Consider the following 22,334-nt stretch of genomic DNA (forward strand, 5'->3'; position numbering starts at 1 on the left):
CATGACCCTTCAACTCGGCGAAAAGCATTTCTCGTCGGCGCAGCCGGAATCGGCGGTGCGCCGCATCGTCACCTTCAAGGTCGGCGATAGGACCTTCGGCATCGATGTCGGCATGGTGCGCGAGATCAAGGGCTGGCAGGCGACAACGCCGCTGCCGCATGCGGCGCCCCATGTGCGCGGTGTGCTCAACCTGCGCGGCGTGATCCTGGCGGTCTATGATCTACGCACCTCGATCGGGCTTGGCCTCACCGACGCAACGGCGACCCATGTCATCGTCGTCGTCGACATCGAGGACAAGGTCGCTGGCCTGCTGGTCGACTCGGTCTCCGACATCGTCGACGTCCCGGTTAGCGCGGTTCGCCCGGCGCCCGATCTTGAGCGCGACGAGCACGGCCTGATCGAAGGCCTCGTCCTGCTCGACACCGATATCGTCGCTTTGCTCGATCTCGCCGCGGTGATCCGCGACGGCGGCACCGAGGGCGCGATGGCAAAGGCGGCCCGCGCCGCCTGATCAGATAGGTCCACTTCCGGAAAGGGTTGCGTTTTAGCGTCAGGAAGAACCGCACACCACAGAACCGTACGCCAAGACAGAAACGATAATAATGGGCAGTTCCCTCGGTTCCCTTTCCAGGCTGTCGGTCAGGCTGCCGCTCATGGTCGTCGGCGCGGTCTTCATTGCAGGTGGAGCGGTTGGCGCCTGCGTCTGGCAGGTGGCCGGCGGCATGCTCGCCGCAGCGTCGCCCCAGATCCTGGCATTGAGCACGATCGTGCTCTGCGTCGTCGCGCTGCTCGGCTGGCTACTCGCCTACTGGACCCAGCGCCCGATTGCGGCGATGCGCGATGCAGCGGTGGCGATCGCCGAAGGCGAGGACACGGTGATCCTGGGACTGCAGCGCCGCGACGAGATCGGCGAGATCGGCCGTGCGCTCAAGACCATCCATGACAAGGCAATCGAATCCGCCCGCATCCGGGCCGCGCTCGATGGCTGCCGCACCAATGTCATGGTCTGCGATGCTGAAGACCGTGTCGTCTACGTCAACAGCTCGCTGCTCAAATTCTTCACCGGGGCGCAGGATGATTTCCGCATCGCCTTCCCGGGCTGCTCGGCCAAGGACATGCTCGGCAAGGTCATGGAGAGCGTGCGCAATCAGCCGGGCCTCGCGCATAGCGGCCAGGGCGCCATTCGTTTCGCGCTCGGCCGGCGCACCGTCTCGCTCTCGCTGACCTCCGTGATGCATGCCGACGGACGCCGCTTCGGCACCGCGGTCGAATGGCTCGAGCTCACCGACGAACTCGCGGCCTCGGCTGAGGTCGCCGACATGGTCTCGGCTGCCGTTGACGGCGATTTCTCGCGCCGCGTTCCGCTGGTCGGCAAGCCTGAGGCGCTGATGCGGATCGCCGAGGGCATCAACAGCATCAATGCTCTCGTCGAGGGCGCGGTCGGCGAATTCGCCGGCGTGCTCGGAGGGTTGTCCGAGGGCGACCTGACATCGCGCGTGCAGGGCACCTATCGCGGCCGCTTCGGCGAGTTGAAGCAGAGCCTGAACGGCACGATGGAGCATCTCGCCCAGACCGTGGCGACGATCCAGGCGACAGCCGCCCATGTCTCGCGCGCAGCGCACGAGATCAATGCCGGCGCCGGCGACCTTGCCCAGCGCACCGAGCAGACGGCGGTCAATCTCGAGGAAACGGCAGCGACGACGGAGCAACTCGCGGCTTCCGTCAAGCAGAGCGCGGCGCGCTCGCGTGAGGCGACGGAGCTCGCCAGCGAGGCGATGGGCGCTGCTGAGGGCGGTAAGGCCGTCGTCTCCAAGACCGTGGGCGCGATCGAGCGGATCGAGGATTCGTCGGTCAAGATTTCCGAGATCGTCTCCGTCATCGAAGGTATCGCCTTCCAGACCAATCTGCTGGCGTTGAACGCAGCCGTCGAGGCGGCGCGCGCCGGCGATGCCGGCAAGGGTTTTGCCGTGGTGGCATCCGAAGTCCGCTCGCTCGCCCAGCGTTCCAGCCAGGCGGCCAAGGACATCAAGACCCTGATCGCGAGCTCGAACGAGCAGGTTGGGGACGGGGTCCGTTTCGTGCGCTCGACCGGCGAGGCGCTGGACCGGATCGTCACGGCCGCAGGCAAGGTTTCCGCGACCATCATCGAGATTTCGTCGGCTGCTGCCGAACAGGCGCATGGCATCGAGGAGATGAGCCAGACCGTCGCGCATATGGACGAGACGACGCAGGCGAACTCGGCGCTGGCCGAGCAGAGCGCGACCTCGGCCGGCGAACTCATGGAGCAGATCGCGACGCTGAAGGAACTCGTTGCGTTTTTCCAGACGGAGACGGCCCCGCGGTTCGGCGCAGTGCAGATCAGGGCAGAGCCGGCGCATCTGCCGCGCCGTGTCGAGACGCGCCGGCCGGAGCCGGCCCAGCCGCAGAAGGCAGCTCTTCGTCGTCGGGTGGCAGGCGGCGGTCGCGCCGAGGAATGGGCGGAATTCTAGTGTCGAGGTCCAACGCCATGCTTGTTCCCCAGCCCTTCGCCGACGCGACATTGACGCGCGACGACATGGGCTTCATCGCCAAGCTCGTCTACGAGCATGCCGGCATCGTCATCCGCGAGCATAAGGAGGCGATGACGCGCGGCCGGTTGGCGCGTCGCGTCAAGGCGCTGGGGCTGGGCTCGGTCGCCGAATACTGTGCTTTCCTGAGAACGCCGGGCGCCGTCTCCGAGATTCCCGAGCTGATCAATGCGGTGACCACCAACCACACCGCCTTCTTCCGCGAGCGGCATCATTTCGACCATCTGCGCAAGGATGTGCTGCCGAAATTGCTGCAGGAGCGCAGCGGGCGGCGCGGGCGTATCCGGATCTGGTCCTCGGCCTGTTCCTCGGGCGAGGAGCCTTACAGCATCGCGGCGACCTCGCGCGACGTGCTGGGTTCGCGCAGCGATGTCGACTTCCGTATCCTGGCGACCGACATCGACACCGATATCCTGGAGCGGGCGGAGGCGGGAATCTATCCGAGCGAATTGTTCGAGCGGCTGCCGCCCGACGTCAAGCCGCTGCTCAAGCTCGAGGCTGCAGCCAGGGGCGAGGCGCGCATCAGCGAGGATTTGCGCCGGCTGATCGCATTCAAGCGGCTCAACCTGATCGAGAAATGGCCGATGGGCGGGCCGTTCGACGTGATCTTCTGCCGCAATGTCTTCATCTATTTCGACACCCAGACCAAGGCTTCGATCCTCGACCGCTTCGTGGCGCTGCTGGCGCCGGGCGGCTTCCTCTATCTCGGCCATTCGGAATCGCTCCCGCAGCCGCATCCTCAGCTCCGGCTGATCGGTCGCACCATCTATGAGAGAACAGCATGAGTGTTGCCCGGGCCTCTCGTCGCTATTTCGACCCGCGCTTCGAGGCGACGATCATCACGGTCGCGCCAGGCGAGCATGAGATCACCGCCGCCAAGGACGAGATCGTGGCGACCGTGCTCGGCTCCTGCATCTCGGTGTGCATGCGCGATCCCCAAGTCGGGGTCGGTGGGCTGAACCATTTCCTGCTGCCAAAGAACAATGGCGGCTCGGACACCAATGCCGGTGAGCGCTATGGCGACACCGCCATGGAGGTCCTGATCAACGGCCTGCTCAAGCGCGGCGCCAGGCGCGGCAATCTCGAAGCCAAGGTCTTCGGCGGGGCGCGCGTGCTCTCGGGCGCGACGATGCTGGCGATCGGCGACGGCAACATTGCCTTCGTCAATGAGTTTCTGAAGGTGGAGGGCATTCCCGTGGTGTCCAAGGATGTCGGCGGCACGCGCTCGCGCCGCATCCATTACCAGCCTTCGACCGGCCGGGCCTGGGTGCAGCATGTGCAGCCGAGCACGCGCGACAGCGAGCACGAGCAGGAAGTCGCTTATCTCAATCGCCTCAAGACTCAACCCGTGGCTGGTGAAGTGGAGATCTGGTGATGAGCACGCTGACCTCTCCCGGCGGCCAGGTGAAAGTCCTCGTCGTCGACGATTCCGTGCTGATGCAGAAGTTGATGACGCAGATCATCGATTCCGCGCCCGGCTTCAAGGTGATCGGCGTCGCCGGCAGCGCCGAGGAAGGCTGGGACGCGATCCAGGACTTGCGGCCCGACATCCTGACGCTCGATCTTGAATTGCCAGGTCGCCACGGCCTCAAGCTGCTGGCGCGCGTGCTCAAGCAGGACCCGTTGCCGGTGCTGATCGTCTCGGCTTTCGGAGGGCCGGGCGCCGACAACACCATCCAGGCGCTGGAGCTCGGCGCGATCGACTTCATCGAGAAGCCCGACGGCACGACGCATACGCTCGAAGGCTTCATGAAGCATCTGGTCGCGGCACTGTCGCGTGCCTCGGTGAGCCGGCGCATGTTCGCAGCGCGGCGTGAGGTCGCGCCCGCGCGTCCGGTGCTGGCGCGCGAGCCGGCGCGCGGCGGGCGCACTTCGCTGATCGCGATCGGCGCCTCGACGGGAGGCGTGCCGGCCGTCCAGGTGGTGATGCGGGACCTCGCGCATCTACGTATCCCGGTCGTCGTGGTGCAGCATATGCCGCCGGGCTACACCGCGAAATTCGCGGCGCGCCTGGCGACGGCAACTGGGCTCGATGTCCGCGAGGCCGCGGACGGCGACAAGCTGAAACCCGGCATGGCGGTGGTCGCGCCCGGCGGGCCGCGCCATCTCGAAATCGAGGAGCGCCGGGGCGAGCTCGTCTGCGTCCTGCGGGAAGGGCCATTGGTCAGCGGCCACAGCCCATCCGTCGACGTGATGTTCCATTCGGTGGCGCGCAGTCTCGGCCAGCATGCGGTCGGCATTCTGCTCACCGGGATGGGCCGCGACGGCGCTGACGGTTTGTTAGCCATGCGTAAAGCTGGTGCGGAGACGTTAATCCAAAGTGGGGAAACCTGTGTGGTAAACGGGATGCCGAAAGCGGCCTACGAGTTGGGAGCCGCCGACAGGGTGGTGCCGCTGGATCAGATCGGGGCTGCCGTCGGCAACCTGATCGGTGAGCGACCGCATCTGCGCACCGCGTGAGGAGAGCGTGATGAAGGCGAGAAGCGACTACAGGATCCTCGTGGTCGACGATCAGAAGAGCATGCGCGGGCTCGCGACGTATTTTCTGAAGCAGATCGAATTCCAGGACATCGACGAGGCTGAGAATGCCCGCGAGGCCCTGATGAAGATGCAGAGCAAGCGCTACGATCTGCTGCTGCTCGACTGGAACATGGATGGCATGAGCGGCATTGATCTGCTGCGTGCGATCCGTTCGGTGCCGGAGCTGAACCAGATCAAGATCATCATGGCGACCTCCGAGCGCTCGGTCGACAAGATGGACGAGGCGACCACCAACGGCGCCGACCATTATGTGGTGAAGCCCTATGAGCTGCGCGACCTCGAAGTGCGCGTGAAGAAGGTTCTGTCGCTGAGTTCATAATCGCGCCGCGGCTCGACACATCACCTATTCCAGCGCCCCGAGCCGCAAGGCTGCGGGGCGCATCCGTATTGGGCTACCGTGCGTAGACGCAGGAATGGAACCTATCCTGCTCTCACTCTTTGATGAGAGACCGATTCAGATTTCAGATGGGATCGCTGCGTGATTCCATCTGAAATCATCCGGCTCTACGGGAGATCGCATATGTCGCTGCTGCGCCGGGAGGTACTGGGGCTGATCGCAGGTGCGGTTGCAGCGCCAGGTTTCATCGTTTCGGCGGGCGCGCAGAGCCAGGCGAATGCCTATGGTTTTTCGTTCGACCAGCCTGGTGGTCGCCGGCTCGCATTGTCGGCCTATCGCGGTCATCCGATCCTGATCGTCAATACGGCGACCCAATGCGGCTTTGCCGGGCAGTTCGCGACGCTGCAGCAGCTCTGGCAGCGCTATTCCGGACGTGGCTTGATGCTGATCGCGGTGCCGAGCAATGATTTCGGCGGGCAGGAGCCGCTGCAGGGTGCAGCGATCGCCGAGGCGGCGCTGCAGAGCTATGGCGCGACCTATGCGTTCGCCGAGAAATGCAGCGTGCGCGGGCCTGACGCGCACCCGTTCTACCGCTGGGCCGCCGCGCAGCGCCCAGCCGAGACGCCGAGCTGGAATTTCCACAAATACCTGGTCGGCCGCGATGGCGAGCTGGTCGGCGGCTTTTCAAGCGGTACCGATCCGATCGGCCCGCAGCTCGTGCGTGCGATCGGCCAGGAGTTGCAGGCGGCCTGAGCAAAGGTCCGGCGTGGTCCCGCGGGCTTGGCATCGTTTTCGCTTGGCCCCCTTGCGTCGCGCCGTCTTGGCGCAAGCGCGTGTCGGCGCAAGGATGGCGCCGTCATCGCCATCCAGACGCAACCCCTCCGGCAAAGCCTGCCTTAGATTTCTGATACCGAGGTTCCATGTCCCGTATCCTGACCGTCGCCGCCGCCCAGCTCGGGCCGATCCAGAAAGCCGAGGGCCGCGACATCGTCGTCGCCCGGATGATCGCCCTGATGGATGAAGCCAAGGCGAAGGGCGCCGAACTGATCGTCTATCCGGAGCTGGCGCTGACCACCTTCTTCCCGCGCTGGCATCACGAGGACCGGGCCGAGGCTGACCATTGGTTCGAGGCCGCGATGCCGAACCCGGCGGTGCAGCCGCTGTTTGACCGGGCGCGCGAGCACGGCATGGGGATGAGCTTCGGCTATGCCGAACTCACGCCGGAGGGCCGGCATTTCAACACCTCGATCCTGGTCGATCGTGAGGGCGTGATCGTCGGCAAATACCGCAAGATCCATCTGCCGGGCCATGTCGAGTTCGATCCCGAGCGCGCGCATCAGCATCTCGAGAAGCGCTATTTCGAGCCGGGAGATCTCGGCTTTCCGGTCTGGCGGATGATGGGCGGGCTGATGGGCATGATGATCTGCAACGACCGGCGCTGGCCCGAGAGCTATCGTGTCATGGGCCTGCAGGGCGTCGAGATGGTGGTGCTTGGCTTCAACACGCCGTCGGTCAATTCGCAAAAGTCCGGCGAGGGCATGGCGCAGCGGCTGTTCCATCACAGGCTCTCGGTCCAGGCCGGGGCCTATCAGAATGCGACCTGGGTCGTCGCTGTGGCCAAGGCCGGCGACGAGGATGGGCATCACTGCATGGGCGGCACGCTGATCGTGAATCCCGACGGCGAGATCGTCGCCGAGCTGGAGGGCGAGGCGGATGGCGTCATCGTCCATGCCTGCGACCTCGACGACACCCGCTTCGGTAAGGAGACGATCTTCGATTTCAAGCGCCATCGCCGCATCGAGCATTACGGGCCGATCACGGCGCAGGTCGGCGTGATCGAGCCGAAGTGAGGCTCACCTGAATCCATCCTCGCGGGTCATCCCGGGTCTCCCGGAGTTTATCCTTGGGCCGATCGAAGATCGGACCCGAGGGCTTCGGCCGGGATGACCGCGTTATGTTTGATGCTGCAGCGAGACATCTGAGCGGATCGCCGAATGACCGACTTCACCGCCGCCTTCGCCGATCTCGAACCGCGTGAGCGCTACAAATTGCTGTGCGCCAGCGTGACGCCGCGCCCGATCGCGCTCGTCACCTGCGTTTCGCCCGAAGGCGTCGTCAATGCGGCGCCGTTCAGCTTCTTCAACGTCTTCTCGGAGGAGCCGGCCCTGGTGGTGCTCGGCCTGCAGCACGGACCGGGCAACCGCCCCAAGGACACCACCCGCCACATCGCGGCGGCCGGTGAATTCGTCGTCAATCTGGTCGACGAGGGCTTGGCGGAGGCGATGAATATCTGCGCCATCGACTTCCCGCCCGAGGTCAGCGAGATCGACGCGGCCAAGCTTTCGCTGCTGCCGGGCGTCAGCGTCGCCGTGCCGCGTATCGCGGAAGCCCCTTTCGCATTGGAATGCCGCAAGCAGGTTTCGCTCGCCTTCAGCCCGACGCGGGAATTGCTGATCGGCGAGGTCGTTCGCATCCATGCTCGCGCGGGGCTCGTCGATCCCAGGACGCTGCGGGTCAGCATGAGCGACTACAAGCCGGTCGGCCGCATGTTCGGAGACGGCTATTCGCGCCAGAACGATCGCTTCGACCTCAGGCGCGACAACTATGCTGGCTGGCTGGCGAAGCAGGGCTGAGCGGCGTCACATCACGTTATGTAACGTCAAGTCTTGGGCTTCTGCCCCGGTCGAAACGCCACGATCACCGCCGGATCGGTCTCCAGATAGGGCCCTTCGATCAGGTCGATGCAATAGGGGATCGCCGGCATCACTGCGTCCAGGCATTCGGCGATGGCGCGCGGGCGGCCGGGCAGGTTGACGATCAACGCCTTGCCGCGAATGCCGGCAGTCTGGCGCGACAGGATCGCGGTCGGCACCTTGGCGAGGCTGACCTGGCGCATCAATTCGCCGAAACCGGGCATCGGCTTCTCGATCACGTCCTCGGTTGCCTCGGGCGTGACGTCGCGCGGAGCGGGGCCCGTGCCGCCGGTGGTGACGATCAGGCAGCAGCCCTCCTCATCGGCCAGCGCTTTCAGCGTGTCGGCGATCAGCTTGCGGTCGTCGGGAATGACGCGGGCGACCGGCGTCCACGGGCTCGTCAGCACCTTGGCGAGATAGGCCTCGATGGCGGGGCCGCCCTCATCGGCATAGATGCCGGCCGAAGCGCGGTCGGAAACCGTGACGATGCCGATCCTGATATCCGTGCTCATATCCTGAAACCCTGGCCTGATGCTGCAAGGCAGATGTGACCGATCGGCGCCGCGCGGGCTACCGAAAAGACCGGCTCAGCCCTTGAGGCGCTTGCGCAGGCGGCGCAGCCCCTGGCGCGCATGCGCTGCCAGCTCCGGCAGAGCCGGCCGGCGGCTGCCGAGGGTGACGATCGCATGGCCCATCTCGCGCCGCTCGCCCCAGACATAGGTTCCGGCATCGACGCCGTCTCCCGCGCCGCTGTCGAAGACGACAGGCGGCGTGCCGGCGAAATCGGCCTGGAGCATGGCGATGGTGAGCGCCCGCCCGGGCGAGAGCCGGCTTTGGCCCTCGTCATAGGCGATCTTGAGGAAATGCCGCGTGCCGGCGCTCTCGATCAGCAGACCCATGGCGATCGGCTCGCCATCCAGTCGCAAGCTATCGACCTGCAAGGCGTCCTGTGCCGCGAAACCGGCGACGAGCTGGCGGAAATAGGCGGTGTCCCGCGGTAGCCGCGCGATCGCGGTGCCGGCCTCGCCCTTCCAGCCAGCGGCTTCGAGGGCGAGGAAGGCGTCGAAGCTGTTTTGCGCGGCCTCGCCCCGCTCGCGCCGGAACGCGGCCTCGCCCGCCTTGGTGACGGTACGGAACTGCTGCATGCGCTTCTTGTAGCTCTGTCCGAGCGCGCGCCTGAGATAGCGCTCGGCATCGTCGCCGGCCTCCGGCAGCAGCATCGGCCGGCTCCAGCGCTCATGGATTGCGAGCCTGCTGCCCGTGCTGCGAAAGGCCTCGGAGAGCACGGCGTGGCAGGCCCCTTCCAGCGGCAGCAATGGCAGCACCAGCGTCTTGGGCAGGTCGCTCGAGGCCAGGATATGACGGAGCATGGCCTCCGCCGCATCGTTGGCGAGGTCGCGATCGAGAACCGGAATCGAGGAGACCTCGTAGAGCGGCAGCAGCGGCGCGACGAGCACGGGTGCAAAACCGCTGCGCCAGTCGCGCTTCCGATGCAAGGCCCAGAGGCCGGCGAGGCGCTCGGAGCCCAGCGCCTCGCTATGCCAGGCGGCGAGCACGATGATCCTGTCGTCGGGTATGAGCAGGCGCGCGGCCGCGATGGCGGCTGGCGCCATATGCGGGTTGGCGGCGAGCGCGCGCAGGCTGAGCTCGGTGAAGGCTGCGTTGCGCTCGACATAATCCGCAGGGCGGATGCGCCTGACGACGATCGTGGCGTTCAAGGCGAGACGCCGTCGCGCCGCACGCGCTTGATCTCGCCGCGCAGCGACAGCACGAAGGCAATGACCTGGGCTGCGGCGCGGTAGAGCTCTTCGGGGATCTGGTCGTCAAGCTCGACGGCCGAGAGCGCCTGCGCCAGCACAGCGTTCTCTTCGACGGCGACGCCGTGCTCCCGGCCGGTTTCGATAATGCGCTGGGCCAGTTCGCCCCGGCCCTTGGCGGTGACGCGCGGCGCGCCTTGCCCATCATATTCGAGCGCGACGGCGATCTGGCGAGGCGAGGGACCGGTCATGACATCCGGTCCAGGAACTGGCCGGCGGTCGGCTGCATGACGCGCGGTTGGCCGGTGTGGATATCGATGGCGCCATTCTCGAACTGCGCATCGACGAGCGCAGCCTCCAGCCCGGGAGCAGCGCCGCGCAGCAGCCGGCTGGTCTCCTCGCGCTCGGCCCAGAGCGTGACGCCGACGCTGCGGCCCTGCAGCGTGACCACGCCCTGCAGCGGACCCATCGGCTCGACATCGAGCGCGAAGCGGATACGCCAGAGCGGTGCTTCGACGCCGTTGGGGCCGCGGCGGGGCGGCTCCTTCTCGATATGAAGCGGCAGGACGGCCGCGCCGGAATGGAAGGCGAGAGGGATCTCGGTCAGCCAGCGTGGGGCTTGGTTCTGGTCGGGCCGCGCGCCGTCCAGCGGCAGCGAGGCGAATTGCGAAAGCGTGACGCGGTCGAGGGCCGCGTCAGTCTGCTCCAGCAGGGTTTGCGCGATCGTCAGCGGCTTTTCGCCCGCGGCGAGGGTCGGCTCCACGATCGGCTGGAGCGCAAGTGGGCCGTCGCGGCGCGGCGGCGTGGGTTTTGCCGGCGCGGTCGGCATACCGGCCGTTTGCGGCGAAAGCAGGAGCGCGGCTTGCGGCTTGCCGGCCGGCGTCGGCACGAAGCGCTCGATCACGGCAGCGAGGGCGTCGCGCAGCGTCACCAGGTTCGCCTTGAGGTCGGCCTGCGGCGGTACGGCCTGGCTCGTGGCTTGGCTCGTCGCGACTTGGCGGCTCTCCATGAACAGGCCGGAGCGCTGGACGGCGTCCTTCAGGACCTCGGCCCCAAGCGGCCTGCGCTCGACAGGGACGGCCTGGGCCAGGACGCGCTCGATCAGGGTCAGCAGCGGCTTGGGCAGGGTGAGCGCGACCGAGCCTTCGGAGATGCTGCGCAGATTGGCGAAGAGCGGCGCGAGACCGTCCTGATTGGCCAGTACCGGCCCGAGCAGAGGCCCGGCGATGGCACGAGGTGAGGTCGCCGCGTTGGCCTGTGCTTGCACCGGTTGGGAGGCGGCACCCGAGCGCGGCGCGTCGGCTGTCACTGCGGCCTGCAGGAGCGAACTCGGCTGGAGGGGGGCCGATGCGCGCGGAGGCTCGGCCGGGGAGGTTGTCGTCGGGGAGACCATTGGCGTGGGATTGGGGGCCGTGGCCTGGCCGGTCTGCGGGGTGGATTGCGGTGTCGCGGGTGCAACGCCGGCCGGAGCGGGCGGGCGCGTCTCGACCAAGGTCGCGCGCAGGCTTCCGCCTGGCTCCTCGGCGGCGTCGATCCTGAGCAGCAGCGTCGCGCCGGGGAGCAGAGCCGCCTGCTTCGCTTCCGGCCCGGCGAGCACGAGCGATATCTTGGTGTCGCCGATGAGCGCCGTCGCCAGGCCGTTGCCGTCAAGCGTCAGCAACTGCGCCTCGACGGTCTGGCCCGGCGCGAGCTCGGCCGTAGGCGCGAGCGCCTGCAGCAGAGTGGCGAGGTTCTGGCTCTGGACGAGCTGGGCGAGATTCATCGAGGCGAAGCCATGAGAGCGAGGCCAAGACCCTGACATGAAAGGTTAAGCATTTTGTTGCGCGCAGGATTTGGCGGGCGCGCCCTGCGCGGAGCGCGCTGGCGCGTGGCGCGAGGCTGGGGCAGGGTCTTTGCCCCGAACTCTGGGAGTCTGACCCATGGAATATCGCCAGCTCGGCCGCTCCGGCCTCAAGGTCTCGCCTTTGTGCCTGGGCACGATGATGTTCGGTGGCGCGACGAGCGAGCTGGATTCGCGCGCGATCATCGATCATGCGCGCGAAGCCGGCATCAATTTCATCGACACAGCCGATGTCTACAATGAAGGCCGCTCCGAAGAGGTGACCGGCCGCGCCATCGCCGCGCAGCGCCATGACTGGGTGCTTGCGACCAAGGTCGCCAACCAGATGGGGGCAGGCCCCAACCGGGTCGGGCTCTCGCGCAAATGGCTGATGCAAGCCTGCGAGGACAGTCTGCGCCGGCTCGGCACCGATTTCATCGATGTCTACTATCTGCACAAGGAAGACCATGCGACGCCGCTGGCCGAGACCGTGCGCGCACTCGGCGATCTCGTTGCCCAGGGCAAGATCCGGCATTTCGGCGTCTCGAATTACCGCTCCTGGCGGCTCGCCGAGATCTGCCGGCTCTGCGACGATTTCGGTATCGACCGGCCGGTCGTCAGCCAGCCCTATTACAACGCGATGAATCGCATGCCCGAGGTCGAGCATCTGCCGGCCTGCGGCTTCTACGGGCTCGGCGTCGCCTCCTATTCGCCGCTGGCGCGCGGCGTGCTGACCGGTAAATACGAGCCCGGCCAGGCGCCGCAGCAAGGCACGCGCGCGGCACGCGGCGACAAGCGCATCCTGCAGACGGAATGGCGCGAGGAGAGCCTCGCCATCGCCCAGACGATCAAGGCGCATGCGGAGGCGCGCGGCATGACGCCGATCCAGTTCGCGGTACGCTGGGTCCTGAACAATGCCTTCCTCACCGCCGCGATCGCCGGGCCGCGCACGCTGGAGCAGTGGCAGGCCTATCTCGCGGCGCTGGATGTCGCGTTCACCCCCGAGGACGAGGCGCTGGTGGATGGGCTCGTGCCCGCCGGCCATCCCTCGACGCCGGGCTATAGCGACCCGGCCTATCCGCTCGAGGGCCGCAAGGCGTTGACGGGCTGATCAGGCGGCGCGGACTGATCAGGCGGCGACCGCGACGAGCCCGCTCCAGGCTACCATGGCGGCCTGGGCGATGGCCTCCAGTTCGGCGCGCGTGGCGCCGTCGCGCGCGCGCAACGATATGCCTTGCTGCACCGTGACATAGAAGCTTGCGATCATCTCGGTATCGGTCGCGGCCGGCAACTCGCCACTTTCGACCGCTTCTCGCAGCCGCTGCGTGAAGCTGGCGATCGCCCGCTCGCGCACGCCTCGTAAATCGGCCCGGAGCGCCTCGCTCGCGCCGGCGGCATGGACCACCGCCAGCACGATCATGCAGCCGGCCGGTTTGCCCGGCCGCGTGAACATTGCCACTGAGCGCATCAGGAAGGTTTCTATCGCGGCCCGGGCCGTCGGGGCATCGGCAACCGCCTGGGCCAGTTCCTTGCCGTCGCAGGCCTCGTATAGCGCCATCGCCTCGCGATAGAGCGCCTCCTTGCTGCCGAAGGCGGCGTAGAGGCTGGGCGAGCCGATGCCCATCGCCTCGGTCAGATCACCCATCGAGGTGCCCTGGAAGCCGTTGCGCCAGAACAAATCCATGGCGCGGCGCAGCGCCTCGTCGCGATCAAAGCTTCTCGGTCTGCCGCGCTCGGACATGATCACCCGTTTTGTGCCAAGCGATACATAAATCGCTTGACGGGTGCCGGCAAGCGCCGCAAATATTTATGTATCGAACGGCACAGAAAAGGAATCTCTCATGGAACGGCTGATCGGGAAGAAGGCGCTGGTGACCGGTGGGAGCCGCGGCATCGGCGCGGCGATCGCGTTGCGGCTGGCGCAGGAAGGCGCCGATGTCGCGCTGACCTATGAGCGCTCGCAGGACAAGGCGCAGGCGGTGGTCGGCCAGATCGAGGCCCTTGGACGCAAGGGCTTCGCGCTCGCGGCCGACAGCGCCGATGCCGAGGCGGTGACGGCCTGCGTCGGCAAGGCTGCCGCTCTGCTCGGAGGCCTCGACATCCTGGTCAACAATGCCGGCATTTTCCGTGGCGGACCGATCGCGGAGTGGAGCCTCGCCGATATCGACGCGACGCTGGCAGTGAATATCCGCGCCGTCGTGCTGGCGTCGCAGGCGGCCGCCGCCCATCTCGGCGAAGGCGGGCGCATTATTTCGATCGGTTCATGCCTGGCCGAGCGCGTGGTCGAGCCCGGCGTCTCGCTCTATGCGATGAGCAAGGCCGCGCTGATCGGCTTCACCAAGGGCCTGGCGCGCGATCTCGGGCCACGCGGCGTCACCGTCAATATCGTCCATCCCGGCTCGACCGACACCGATATGAACCCGGCTGCCGGGGAACGGGCCGACGCGCAGCGCGCCAAGATGGCGATCCCGCGCTATGGCAAGCCGGAGGATATCGCCGGACTCGTGGCCTATCTCGCCAGCGCGGAGGCGCGCTTTGTGACCGGCGCCGGTTTCGCCATCGATGGCGGCGTCAATACCTAGACGCTATCCCTCCAGCGCAACGGCGGCTCAGTTCACCAGGCAGAAGCCGCCGACATTGTGGTCGCTTTGGCAGGCTGATCTGGGAGCCTCTCCCGGCTTGTTGTTGCGCGAGGATTGCCATCCCTGCGGCACCACCTGGACGCTGGGACCCAGGGGCGGGGCGGGGAGCTCGACAGCGCTCCCGTCATGGCTCGATCCGCCGCTGCTCGCGCTGATGTTGTCCGGATTGGAGCTGGATTGCGCGACGGCAGAGGCCGCAGACAACTGAAGGGCTGCCACAGTGCAGACCAGAACGAGACGCAGCATGCCATTTCCCCAGGAACGGCGCGCACGCTGCCTCATCGCAGGCGCCGGTGAAAGCGGCATTTGCGATCAGCCTAAGCAGGATGTTAACCGGCCGGCGCGGAAACGCGCCGCCGGGCCTCGTTGCGTCAGTGCATCGCGTCGCGTCAGTGCATGACGCAGAAGCCGCCGAAGCGCAGCCTTGCCGCCTCGGCATCGAGCGGCAGGCAGGCGGTGGCGATGATGGCGATCGCGAGAACCCTGAGCATGCCGCGTTCCTCTGCTTTAGCGGGCGATCTCAGCCTGCCGGCATGATCGGAATTTGCAAAGCGCGACGTCGCAACAACCTAAGCGCGAGGTTAAGCCGAATGGCGGGCGACGCGATCTAGTTGCCCGGCAGCACGATGATGGTCGGTTGTGCGGGCAGGCCGGCCTTGGTGAGCGTAATTGTCGGCTCGGTCTTACGCTCGGTGGCCCAGACGCCGTCGGTGCGGCGCAGGAAGCGCTCCAGGCTGGAGCCGCCGAAGAAATGCATCGGGATCATCACCTTGGCCTGCAGGGATTTCAGCACCTCGACCATGCCTTCCTGGTCGAGCGTGTAGCTGCCATCGACCGGGAAGAGCACGATGTCGACGCGGCCGAGTGCGCGCAGATGGCCGGGCTCCAGCGGGTGATGCAGATGGCCGAGATGGGCGATGCAGAGATCGCCGATCTCGAAGACGAACATCGAATTGCCGTCATAGTCGGTCGCGCCGGAATAGGAGCGGATATTGGTCGGCACGTTGCGCACGCGCATGTCGCCGAGCGTGACATCGTGTTTCGCCGCGCCCTGGCCGCTCGGATCCCAGCCCGGCAGCACATATTTGATGGCCGGGTCCGGGTTGCGCGAATTATGCGTCGAATGCGCCTTGTTCATCGTGGCGATGTCGGGCGTCTCACGCGGGCGGACATAATCGTTGTAGTCGGTTGCGGCCCTGATGCCGCCCGGCGTCTCGATCAGGAAGGTGGCGTGGCCGACGAAGGTGAGGCGGACCTCGTCCTTGGCGAGCGCGGCGCGCTGGATCGGCAGGCGGTAGCTCGCCATCTCGGGCCGGCAGCCGGGCTCGTCGGACTGGGCGCGGGTGGGGGTGGCGAGCGCGGCCATTGCGATACCCAGTATCGCGCCGCAGAGCCTGCGTCCCAGGATGGTCGGCGGATTCATCATCGGCACCCCGCATCGTTCCAGCGTCCACGAGCTTAGGCAATTGCCGGGCCGGGGGAAGCGGGCAGGAGCAGGGCTGGCGCGTTTGTGAAGCGAGAGGCCGTCGGGAGAGGTAGCGTGGCCACGTCAGTGCAGCGGGTCGAGGAATGGCGTGTCGCGGCCGCTCACATAGAAGATCACCACCTTCGTCGGCTCGGCGGCGCTGCGGTTGTAGCCGACCATCTCGACATGCGGCGGTTCGACATAGGCCTCGCCAGCCTTCACCACCACGGTTGGCTGTCCCTTCAGTTCCAGCGTGAAGGCGCCTTCGAGGACATAGACCGTCACGGGAAAGCGGTGGCTGTGCCGGACGGTCCTGTCGCCGGGCTTGAAGGTCGCGGTCAGGATGCGGACTTCCTGCGAGGCGTCACGCGGCATGGCTTCGACGAGTTGGCGCAGCACGAGGTTCGGCTTCGCAAGACCGGCCTCCTGCGCCTGCGCGCTGGCCCCCAGAAGAAGACCCACGACAGCCGCCGCAGCCAAACATGATGATATGCGCATGGCGCTTTCCTCCGGCTAGGGTCTGACGCCTTGTCAGAACTGCCGAAAGGGTAGGCCTGAGCTGCGGATTATGGCAGCCTCAATGCTGTGGACAGGGGCCGCAAGACTGCAAGGTCGAGCATGTTCGATTGGAACGATCTGAAGCCTTTCCTTGCTGTCGCGCAGCATCAAAGCATGATCGCGGCGGGGAAATCGCTCGGCCTCAGTCAGTCGACCGTGCAGCGACGGCTTTCGGAACTCGAGCGGCGGATCGGCCGCGCCCTGGTCGTCCGGCATCCTGCGGGATATCGGCTCACGGCCGATGGCTTGAGCCTGTTGCCGATGGCCCGCAGGGTCGCTCGCGCTGTGGGCGAGTTGGAGCAGTATCTCGACGACACCGCGCGGGAACTCGACGGCGTGATCCGCGTCACCTGTCCCGAGCCGCTGGTGCTGCGCATCGTTCAGTCGAAGCTGCTCGACGCCTTCCATGCGCGCCATCCGAAGCTGCGCGTCGAGTTCGTGACCAGCGACCGCTATCTCGATCTGTCGCAGGGCGAGGCGGATGTCGCCTTCCGCTCCGGCGACACCGATGATGAGCTTGTCGGACGCAAGATCGCCGACTCGCTCTGGGCGATCTATGCCAGCCCCGACTATGTCGAGCGGCACGGTCGGCCGACGACCGCGCAGGAACTGGCGCAGCACCCGCTGGTCGGCTTTGAAACGACGCTCGGCTCGCACCGCATGCTGACATGGCTCGCGGAGGTCGCACCGGCCGCCCGCTTCGCCGTGCGCAACAACAGCGTCCTCGGCCTGGTTTCGGCAGTCAAATCCGGCGTGGGCATCGGCCCATTGCCGACCGCGCTCGGAGACGCCGATGACGGTCTCGTGCGGATCCTCGGCCCGATCCCGGAACTGACGCGAAGCTGGCGAATCCTGGCTCACCCCGATCTCCGGCGTACGCCTCGCGTCGCTGCCTTCTTTGATTTCATCGTCGAACAGCGGGCCGCGCTGAAGCCGATCTTCACAGGGTAGAGGTGGCGAGGCGAGGACGCCACGCGCGACACGTGGGACCGGCGGGCTTGCACCGCACCGGTTGCGGCAAGCGGCCCGCCTCGCTACATACGCGGCACATTCCCGAAAGCCCCGGCCCACCAGTCCGAGAGCGGAGCCCGCACGCCCCATGTCCCGTCAGTTCATCTACCATATGCGCGGCCTGTCGAAGACTTATCCGGGCGGCAAGCAGATCCTCAAGGACATCCATCTCTCCTTCTACCCCGACGCCAAGATCGGCGTGCTCGGGGTCAACGGCGCGGGTAAGTCGACCCTGCTCAAGATCATGGCGGGCTTCGACAAGGAATGGACTGGCGAGGCCTGGGTCGCCGAGGGCGCGCGCGTCGGCTACCTGCCGCAGGAGCCCAAGCTCGACGAGACACTCAACGTCCGTGACAACGTCATGCTCGGCGTGGCGCCGCAAAAGGCGATCATGGATCGCTACAACGAGCTCGCGATGAACTATTCCGACGAGACCGCCGACGAGATGACCAAGCTGCAGGACGAGATCGAGGCCAAGGGCCTGTGGGATCTCGATTCCAAGGTCGAGCAGGCGATGGACGCGCTGGGCTGCCCGCCGGACGATTGGGAAGTCTCGAAGCTCTCGGGCGGTGAGCGCCGCCGCGTCGCGCTGTGCAAGCTTTTGCTCGAGCAGCCGGAGCTGCTGCTACTCGACGAGCCGACCAACCATCTCGACGCCGAGACCACCGCCTGGCTCGAAGGCCATCTGCGGACTTATCCGGGCGCGATCCTGATCGTGACCCATGATCGCTACTTCCTCGACAACGTCACCAGCTGGATCCTCGAGCTCGATCGCGGCCAGGGCATTCCCTATGAGGGCAATTACTCGGCCTGGTCGGTGCAGAAACAGAAGCGCCTCGCCCAGGAAGGCCGCGAGGATGTCGCGCGTCAGAAGACGCTGGAGCGCGAGCAGGAATGGGTTCTGGCCTCGCCCAAGGCGCGCCAGGCCAAGAGCAAGGCCCGTATCCAGCGCTATGACGAGCTCGTGCAGAAGGCCAACAACAAGGGGCCCGACACCGCGCAGATCATCATCCCGATCGCCGAGCGGCTCGGCAACAACGTCGTCGATTTCGACAATCTGTCGAAGGGTTTCCAGGACAAGCTCCTGATCGACGGCCTGTCCTTCAAGCTGCCGCCGGGCGGCATCGTCGGCGTGATCGGCCCCAACGGCGCCGGTAAGACCACGCTGTTCAAGATGATCACCGGCCAGGACAAGCCCGATTCTGGCACGATCGCCGTCGGCGAGAGCGTCACGCTCGGCTATGTCGACCAGAGCCGCGACTCGCTCGACGACAAGAAGAATGTCTGGGAGGAAATCTCGGGCGGCAACGACATCCTTTATCTCGGCAAGCGCGAGATCAATTCACGCGCCTATTGCTCGACCTTCAATTTCAAGGGCGGCGACCAGCAGAAGAAGGTCGGCTCGCTCTCGGGCGGCGAGCGCAACCGCGTCCATCTCGCCAAGATGCTGAAGGCGGGCTCCAATGTCCTGCTGCTCGACGAGCCGACCAACGATCTCGACGTCGATACGCTGCGGGCGCTGGAGGAGGCGCTGGAGGACTACGCCGGCTGCGCTGTGATCATCAGCCATGATCGCTGGTTCCTCGACCGCATCGCGACCCATATCCTCGCCTTCGAGGGTGAGAGCCATGTCGAATGGTTCGAGGGCAATTTTGCCGATTACGAGGAAGACAAGAAGCGCCGTTTGGGCATCGATTCCACGATTCCCAAGCGCATCCAGTACAAGAAGTTCTCGCGCTGACGAGACGGATTCGACTTTCAGGGCCAGCGTTCCGGGACCGGAGCGCTGGCCCTTTCTTTATGCGCCGGTTCTTTATGCGTTGAGACGTGTCTCATGCTTCGGGATTTGCTTCGCGCACCGGGGGGCTGCCTCCGATGCGAGGTTTGGCGCGTATGATATGTCAAAAGACACGGACATGGGGTGATCACGCCTCTATAGGCCGAAGTTTGACGTCTCCGCAGTGAATGGAACGAACGACCCGTGTACGACCTCGCCGATGAAGGCCCAGCTCCGGAGCGGCAGGAGGTCGATGCGAGGTTCATGCGCAGCCTGCTGGCCGCATCGGACGACTGCATCAAGGTTTTGACCCTCGACGGCGCGCTCAGCTTCATGAGCGAGGGTGGCCAGCGCGTGATGGAGATCAGCGACTTCAATGCGGTCAGGGGCTGCTCCTGGCCGGACTTCTGGCAGGGCGACGGCAATGCCGATGCGAAGGCGGCGATTGCGGCGGCAAAAGCGGGACGAAGCTCGCGTTTCCAGGGCGCCGCCAATACCGCGCTGGGAAATCCGCGCTGGTGGGATGTGCAGGTTTCGCCCATTCTGGGTCCGGACGGGCGCCCCGAAAGCATCCTGTCGGTCTCCCGCGACGTCACGGAACTCAAGCGCGCCGAGGAGCGCCAGCGGCTGCTCGCGCTGGAGCTCAAGCATCGCATCAAGAACACCATCGCCATGATCCAGGCGATCGCGAACCAGACGCTGAGGAGCGGCGCGGAACTGGCCGATGCCAAGGCCGCGCTGATGGACCGGCTGAAGAACATGGCCGATGCCCAGGATCTGCTGACGCAGTCGGCCTGGTCGAGAGCTCGCATGCATGAGCTCGTCGCCAAAGTCGTAACGCCCCAGGGCGAGGCGGACCGGATTGGGGTTGACGGGCCCGATGTCGAATTGTCCTCGAAATGCGCGCTGGCGATGTCGCTGGCGCTGCACGAGTTGACGACCAATGCGATGAAATACGGGGCCCTGTTGGGAGAGGTTGGCCGGGTCGGCGTGGCCTGGACGATCGACCACGCGGCGAGCCCGCCGCAGTTCCGGTTCGAGTGGCGGGAGACAGGCGGGCCGGTCGTCACCCCGCCATCGCATGTCGGGTTCGGCTCACGCATGATCGAGCGGGCGCTGGCGGGCTATTTTGCCGGTACGGCCGGGATGGAATACCCGCCGACGGGTGTCATCTTCACGCTGGTGGCGCCGCTCGAGGCCCTGACGGCCGAGTGAACGGGGGCTTCAGCCCTTGCCGCCCACCAGAATCCGCCCATCGACATCGCGCACATCGCGCAGGCCGCACAGCGCCATGGTGATGTCGAGTTCCTTGCGGATGATGTCGAGGCAGCGGGTGACGCCCTCTTCGCCCATGGCGCCCAGCCCATAGAGGAAGGCGCGGCCGATGAAGGTGCCGTGGGCGCCGAGCGCCAGCGCCTTGATCACGTCCTGGCCCGAGCGGATGCCGCCGTCGAACAGGATCTCCATGCGCCCGCCGACCTGCTCGACGATAGCCGGCAGCGCCGCGATCGAGGACAGTGCGCCGTCGAGCTGGCGGCCGCCATGGTTGGAGACGATCAACGCGTCGGCGCCGCTCTTGGCTGCCATCTCGGCATCTTCGGGGTCGAGGATGCCCTTGAGGATCAGCTTGCCGCCCCAGAGATCCTTGATCCATTTGACGTCGTCCCAGCTCAGGGCCGGGTCGAACTGCTCGGCGGTCCAGGAGGAGAGCGAGGAGAGATCGCCGACGCCCTTGGCGTGGCCGACGATATTGCCGAAGGAGCGGCGCGGCGTGTCGAGCATGCCCAGGCACCAGCGCGGCTTGGTGGCGAGGTTGATCAGGTTGGCGATGGTGGGCTTGGGCGGTGCGCTGAGGCCGTTGCGGATGTCCTTGTGGCGCTGGCCGAGGATCTGCAGGTCGAGCGTCAGCACCAGCGCCGTGACGCCGGCATCCTTGGCGCGCTGGATCAGCCGGGCGATGAAGTCGCGGTCCTTCATCACATAGAGCTGGAACCAGAACGGCTTGCCGACATGGTTGGCGATGTCCTCGAGCGAGCAGATGCTCATGGTCGAGAGCGTGAAGGGCACGCCGGCCTTGGCCGCGGCGCGCGCGGCGAGGATTTCGCCATCGGCGTGCTGCATGCCGGTGAGGCCGGTGGGGGCGAGCGCGACCGGCATGGCGACGGGCTGGCCGACCATGGTCGAAGCCAGCGTGCGGTTGGTCATGTCGACGGCGACGCGCTGGCGCAGCTTGATGACGGCGAAATCGGTCTCGTTGGCGCGGTAGGTGCCCTCGGTCCAGGCGCCGGAATCGGCGTAGTCGTAGAACATGCGCGGCACCCGGCGCTTGGCCAGGATGCGCAGATCCTCGATGGTCAGGGGCTGGGCCATGCTCGTCGCCTCCACGCGTGTGTTTGACGGCGAGGTCGCATGGAAATTTGCAGGTGGCAACCGCTCCTTACGACACCCCCATATACCGTCCGGGCTTGTGGTTGATCGCGAGGATGAGGTTGAGCACGGCTGCGCCGGCTAGCGAGATCAGCACCTTGTCGAGCGGCAGCAGGAAGAGCGCCCCGGTGAGGATCACCACATCGACGCCGAGCTGGAACCAGCCGGCGCGGATGCCGTGATGCTCCTGCAGATAGAGCGCCAGGATGTTGATGCCGCCAAGCCCGGTGCGGTGGCGGAAGAGCGCGAGCAGGCCGAGCCCCATGAAGCTGCCGCCCGCGATCGCGGCATAGAGCGGGTCGACAGCCTCGATCCGGAGCCAGGCCGGTGTCGCCCAGGTGAAGACCGAGACAAGCCCGACCGCGATGAAGGTGCGCGCCGCGAAGCGCCAGCCCATGCGGCGGATCGCCAGCCAGTAGAAGGGCAGGTTGAGGGCGAAGAACAGGATGCCGAAATTGATGCCGGTGGCGAATTGCAGCAGGAGCGCCAGGCCCGCCGCCCCGCTCGTGAGCAAGGTCGCCTTGGTGTAGAGCACGATGCCGATGCTCACCATCAAGGTGCCGAGCAGCATTGCCAACACGTCTTCATAGAAGCGGTGGCGTTCGCCCGTCTCCAAGGCGGTGGCAGCTTGCGTCATCGCGTCATCCCGGTTCGCGCGCCTTCGGCAGGGCTCGCCCTGCGGCGATGCAACGGTTGAGCCATGCGGAGCGATCCTGTAGGGCCGGACCACCCTTTCCGCC

The 22,334-nt window shown here is 66.3% G+C and carries 24 protein-coding genes; 14 read left to right on the forward strand and 10 right to left on the reverse strand.

Translation table 11 applies throughout. The annotated features are described in order from the left end of the window. The first annotated feature begins 1 nt into the window (after position 1). The 9 genes from RMR04_RS08595 to RMR04_RS08635 all read left to right on the forward strand — a co-directional run bounded on the left by RMR04_RS08595 (position 2) and on the right by RMR04_RS08635 (position 8,078). A complete protein-coding gene (locus RMR04_RS08595) occupies positions 2-511 on the forward strand; it encodes a chemotaxis protein CheW (protein ID WP_069693956.1) in 510 nt (169 codons plus the stop codon). A gap of 91 nt (positions 512-602) precedes the next feature. After that, positions 603-2,489 carry a methyl-accepting chemotaxis protein gene (locus RMR04_RS08600; protein ID WP_311914151.1) on the forward strand — a complete coding sequence of 629 codons (1,887 nt, stop codon included), beginning with the start codon at positions 603-605 and terminating at the stop codon, positions 2,487-2,489. Positions 2,490-2,506: 17 nt separating this feature from the next. Continuing rightward, positions 2,507-3,352, forward strand: a complete 846-nt coding sequence (locus RMR04_RS08605; RefSeq protein ID WP_311914152.1) for a CheR family methyltransferase — start codon at positions 2,507-2,509, stop codon at positions 3,350-3,352. After that, a complete protein-coding gene (locus RMR04_RS08610) occupies positions 3,349-3,942 on the forward strand; it encodes a chemoreceptor glutamine deamidase CheD (protein WP_311914153.1) in 594 nt (197 codons plus the stop codon). Before RMR04_RS08605 ends, RMR04_RS08610 begins: the two co-directional genes overlap by 4 nt. Continuing rightward, the gene (gene cheB, locus RMR04_RS08615) at positions 3,942-5,027 is read left to right on the forward strand and encodes a chemotaxis-specific protein-glutamate methyltransferase CheB (RefSeq protein ID WP_311914155.1); all 1,086 of its coding nucleotides are present in this window, start codon (positions 3,942-3,944) and stop codon (positions 5,025-5,027) included. Before RMR04_RS08610 ends, cheB begins: the two co-directional genes overlap by 1 nt. A 10-nt stretch (positions 5,028-5,037) precedes the next feature. Continuing rightward, entirely contained in the window at positions 5,038-5,427 is a 390-nt protein-coding gene (locus RMR04_RS08620; protein WP_069692553.1) for a response regulator, read from the forward strand. A gap of 201 nt (positions 5,428-5,628) precedes the next feature. Further along, positions 5,629-6,198, forward strand: coding sequence for a glutathione peroxidase (locus RMR04_RS08625; protein ID WP_311914156.1), 570 nt, complete (start codon positions 5,629-5,631; stop codon positions 6,196-6,198). A 167-nt stretch (positions 6,199-6,365) separates the two neighbouring features. Beyond that, the gene (locus RMR04_RS08630; RefSeq protein WP_311914157.1) at positions 6,366-7,295 is read left to right on the forward strand and encodes an N-carbamoyl-D-amino-acid hydrolase; all 930 of its coding nucleotides are present in this window, start codon (positions 6,366-6,368) and stop codon (positions 7,293-7,295) included. A 144-nt stretch (positions 7,296-7,439) separates the two neighbouring features. After that, entirely contained in the window at positions 7,440-8,078 is a 639-nt protein-coding gene (locus RMR04_RS08635) for a flavin reductase family protein (protein WP_311914158.1), read from the forward strand. Between the two features lie 26 nt (positions 8,079-8,104). On the opposite strand, the gene mog is transcribed toward RMR04_RS08635, so the two are convergent. The 4 genes from mog to RMR04_RS08655 form a co-directional block, all read right to left on the reverse strand. Then, positions 8,105-8,650 carry a molybdopterin adenylyltransferase gene (mog, locus tag RMR04_RS08640; protein ID WP_311914159.1) on the reverse strand — a complete coding sequence of 182 codons (546 nt, stop codon included), beginning with the start codon at positions 8,648-8,650 and terminating at the stop codon, positions 8,105-8,107. Positions 8,651-8,725: 75 nt separating this feature from the next. Next, complete coding sequence (locus tag RMR04_RS08645) at positions 8,726-9,856, reverse strand: GNAT family N-acetyltransferase (RefSeq protein WP_311914160.1); 1,131 nt, start codon at positions 9,854-9,856, stop codon at positions 8,726-8,728. Beyond that, positions 9,853-10,146, reverse strand: coding sequence for an EscU/YscU/HrcU family type III secretion system export apparatus switch protein (locus RMR04_RS08650; RefSeq protein ID WP_310157717.1), 294 nt, complete (start codon positions 10,144-10,146; stop codon positions 9,853-9,855). Before RMR04_RS08650 ends, RMR04_RS08645 begins: the two co-directional genes overlap by 4 nt. Beyond that, positions 10,143-11,657, reverse strand: a complete 1,515-nt coding sequence (locus RMR04_RS08655; protein ID WP_311914162.1) for a flagellar hook-length control protein FliK — start codon at positions 11,655-11,657, stop codon at positions 10,143-10,145. The genes RMR04_RS08650 and RMR04_RS08655 overlap by 4 nt, the downstream gene beginning before the upstream one ends. Positions 11,658-11,814: 157 nt before the next feature. On the opposite strand from RMR04_RS08655, the gene RMR04_RS08660 reads away from it, so the two are divergent. Continuing rightward, on the forward strand, positions 11,815-12,825 hold the full coding sequence (locus RMR04_RS08660) for an aldo/keto reductase (RefSeq protein WP_311914163.1): 1,011 nt from the start codon (positions 11,815-11,817) through the stop codon (positions 12,823-12,825). Between the two features lie 18 nt (positions 12,826-12,843). Here the strand turns inward: RMR04_RS08660 and RMR04_RS08665 are convergent, their stop codons facing one another. Continuing rightward, complete coding sequence (locus RMR04_RS08665) at positions 12,844-13,398, reverse strand: TetR/AcrR family transcriptional regulator (RefSeq protein WP_311914164.1); 555 nt, start codon at positions 13,396-13,398, stop codon at positions 12,844-12,846. A gap of 157 nt (positions 13,399-13,555) precedes the next feature. On the opposite strand from RMR04_RS08665, the gene RMR04_RS08670 reads away from it, so the two are divergent. Beyond that, the gene (locus RMR04_RS08670) at positions 13,556-14,296 is read left to right on the forward strand and encodes a 3-oxoacyl-ACP reductase family protein (RefSeq protein ID WP_311914165.1); all 741 of its coding nucleotides are present in this window, start codon (positions 13,556-13,558) and stop codon (positions 14,294-14,296) included. A 27-nt stretch (positions 14,297-14,323) separates the two neighbouring features. Here RMR04_RS08670 and RMR04_RS08675 read toward each other — a convergent pair whose 3' ends face one another. The 3 genes from RMR04_RS08675 to RMR04_RS08685 all read right to left on the reverse strand — a co-directional run bounded on the left by RMR04_RS08675 (position 14,324) and on the right by RMR04_RS08685 (position 16,283). Further along, positions 14,324-14,602 carry a hypothetical protein gene (locus tag RMR04_RS08675; RefSeq protein WP_311914167.1) on the reverse strand — a complete coding sequence of 93 codons (279 nt, stop codon included), beginning with the start codon at positions 14,600-14,602 and terminating at the stop codon, positions 14,324-14,326. Between the two features lie 361 nt (positions 14,603-14,963). Further along, complete coding sequence (locus RMR04_RS08680) at positions 14,964-15,779, reverse strand: MBL fold metallo-hydrolase (RefSeq protein ID WP_311914168.1); 816 nt, start codon at positions 15,777-15,779, stop codon at positions 14,964-14,966. 126 nt (positions 15,780-15,905) lie between these two features. Next, entirely contained in the window at positions 15,906-16,283 is a 378-nt protein-coding gene (locus RMR04_RS08685; protein WP_311914169.1) for a cupin domain-containing protein, read from the reverse strand. A 156-nt stretch (positions 16,284-16,439) separates the two neighbouring features. Between RMR04_RS08685 and RMR04_RS08690 the strand changes: the two genes are divergently transcribed. The 3 genes from RMR04_RS08690 (at position 16,440) to RMR04_RS08700 (ending at position 20,382) form a co-directional block, all read left to right on the forward strand. After that, a complete protein-coding gene (locus RMR04_RS08690; protein ID WP_311914170.1) occupies positions 16,440-17,330 on the forward strand; it encodes a LysR family transcriptional regulator in 891 nt (296 codons plus the stop codon). Between the two features lie 148 nt (positions 17,331-17,478). Next, positions 17,479-19,131, forward strand: coding sequence for an energy-dependent translational throttle protein EttA (gene ettA, locus RMR04_RS08695; protein WP_311914172.1), 1,653 nt, complete (start codon positions 17,479-17,481; stop codon positions 19,129-19,131). A 240-nt stretch (positions 19,132-19,371) separates the two neighbouring features. Next, positions 19,372-20,382: a sensor histidine kinase gene (locus RMR04_RS08700; RefSeq protein WP_311914173.1), complete on the forward strand. Its 1,011-nt coding sequence runs from the start codon at positions 19,372-19,374 to the stop codon at positions 20,380-20,382. Positions 20,383-20,391: 9 nt separating this feature from the next. Here the strand turns inward: RMR04_RS08700 and RMR04_RS08705 are convergent, their stop codons facing one another. Both RMR04_RS08705 and RMR04_RS08710 read right to left on the reverse strand, forming a co-directional pair. After that, a complete protein-coding gene (locus RMR04_RS08705; protein ID WP_311914174.1) occupies positions 20,392-21,537 on the reverse strand; it encodes an alpha-hydroxy acid oxidase in 1,146 nt (381 codons plus the stop codon). Positions 21,538-21,604: 67 nt separating this feature from the next. Further along, positions 21,605-22,231: a YitT family protein gene (locus RMR04_RS08710; RefSeq protein WP_311914176.1), complete on the reverse strand. Its 627-nt coding sequence runs from the start codon at positions 22,229-22,231 to the stop codon at positions 21,605-21,607. Positions 22,232-22,334 lie beyond the last annotated feature (103 nt).

The sequence above is a fragment of the Bosea sp. 685 genome (assembly GCF_031884435.1).
Classification (GTDB): domain Bacteria; phylum Pseudomonadota; class Alphaproteobacteria; order Rhizobiales; family Beijerinckiaceae; genus Allobosea.

Coding starts and splice junctions, on each gene's coding strand:
- RMR04_RS08595 (WP_069693956.1), top strand. CDS start 2: ATGACCCTTCAACTCGGCGAAAAGCATTTCTCGTCGGCGCAGCCGGAA.
- RMR04_RS08600 (WP_311914151.1), top strand. CDS start 603: ATGGGCAGTTCCCTCGGTTCCCTTTCCAGGCTGTCGGTCAGGCTGCCG.
- RMR04_RS08605 (WP_311914152.1), top strand. CDS start 2,507: ATGCTTGTTCCCCAGCCCTTCGCCGACGCGACATTGACGCGCGACGAC.
- RMR04_RS08610 (WP_311914153.1), top strand. CDS start 3,349: ATGAGTGTTGCCCGGGCCTCTCGTCGCTATTTCGACCCGCGCTTCGAG.
- cheB (WP_311914155.1), top strand. CDS start 3,942: ATGAGCACGCTGACCTCTCCCGGCGGCCAGGTGAAAGTCCTCGTCGTC.
- RMR04_RS08620 (WP_069692553.1), top strand. CDS start 5,038: ATGAAGGCGAGAAGCGACTACAGGATCCTCGTGGTCGACGATCAGAAG.
- RMR04_RS08625 (WP_311914156.1), top strand. CDS start 5,629: ATGTCGCTGCTGCGCCGGGAGGTACTGGGGCTGATCGCAGGTGCGGTT.
- RMR04_RS08630 (WP_311914157.1), top strand. CDS start 6,366: ATGTCCCGTATCCTGACCGTCGCCGCCGCCCAGCTCGGGCCGATCCAG.
- RMR04_RS08635 (WP_311914158.1), top strand. CDS start 7,440: ATGACCGACTTCACCGCCGCCTTCGCCGATCTCGAACCGCGTGAGCGC.
- mog (WP_311914159.1), bottom strand. CDS start 8,650: ATGAGCACGGATATCAGGATCGGCATCGTCACGGTTTCCGACCGCGCT.
- RMR04_RS08650 (WP_310157717.1), bottom strand. CDS start 10,146: ATGACCGGTCCCTCGCCTCGCCAGATCGCCGTCGCGCTCGAATATGAT.
- RMR04_RS08655 (WP_311914162.1), bottom strand. CDS start 11,657: ATGAATCTCGCCCAGCTCGTCCAGAGCCAGAACCTCGCCACTCTGCTG.
- RMR04_RS08660 (WP_311914163.1), top strand. CDS start 11,815: ATGGAATATCGCCAGCTCGGCCGCTCCGGCCTCAAGGTCTCGCCTTTG.
- RMR04_RS08665 (WP_311914164.1), bottom strand. CDS start 13,398: ATGGATTTGTTCTGGCGCAACGGCTTCCAGGGCACCTCGATGGGTGAT.
- RMR04_RS08670 (WP_311914165.1), top strand. CDS start 13,556: ATGGAACGGCTGATCGGGAAGAAGGCGCTGGTGACCGGTGGGAGCCGC.
- RMR04_RS08675 (WP_311914167.1), bottom strand. CDS start 14,602: ATGCTGCGTCTCGTTCTGGTCTGCACTGTGGCAGCCCTTCAGTTGTCT.
- RMR04_RS08680 (WP_311914168.1), bottom strand. CDS start 15,779: ATGAATCCGCCGACCATCCTGGGACGCAGGCTCTGCGGCGCGATACTG.
- RMR04_RS08690 (WP_311914170.1), top strand. CDS start 16,440: ATGTTCGATTGGAACGATCTGAAGCCTTTCCTTGCTGTCGCGCAGCAT.
- ettA (WP_311914172.1), top strand. CDS start 17,479: ATGTCCCGTCAGTTCATCTACCATATGCGCGGCCTGTCGAAGACTTAT.
- RMR04_RS08705 (WP_311914174.1), bottom strand. CDS start 21,537: ATGGCCCAGCCCCTGACCATCGAGGATCTGCGCATCCTGGCCAAGCGC.
- RMR04_RS08710 (WP_311914176.1), bottom strand. CDS start 22,231: ATGACGCAAGCTGCCACCGCCTTGGAGACGGGCGAACGCCACCGCTTC.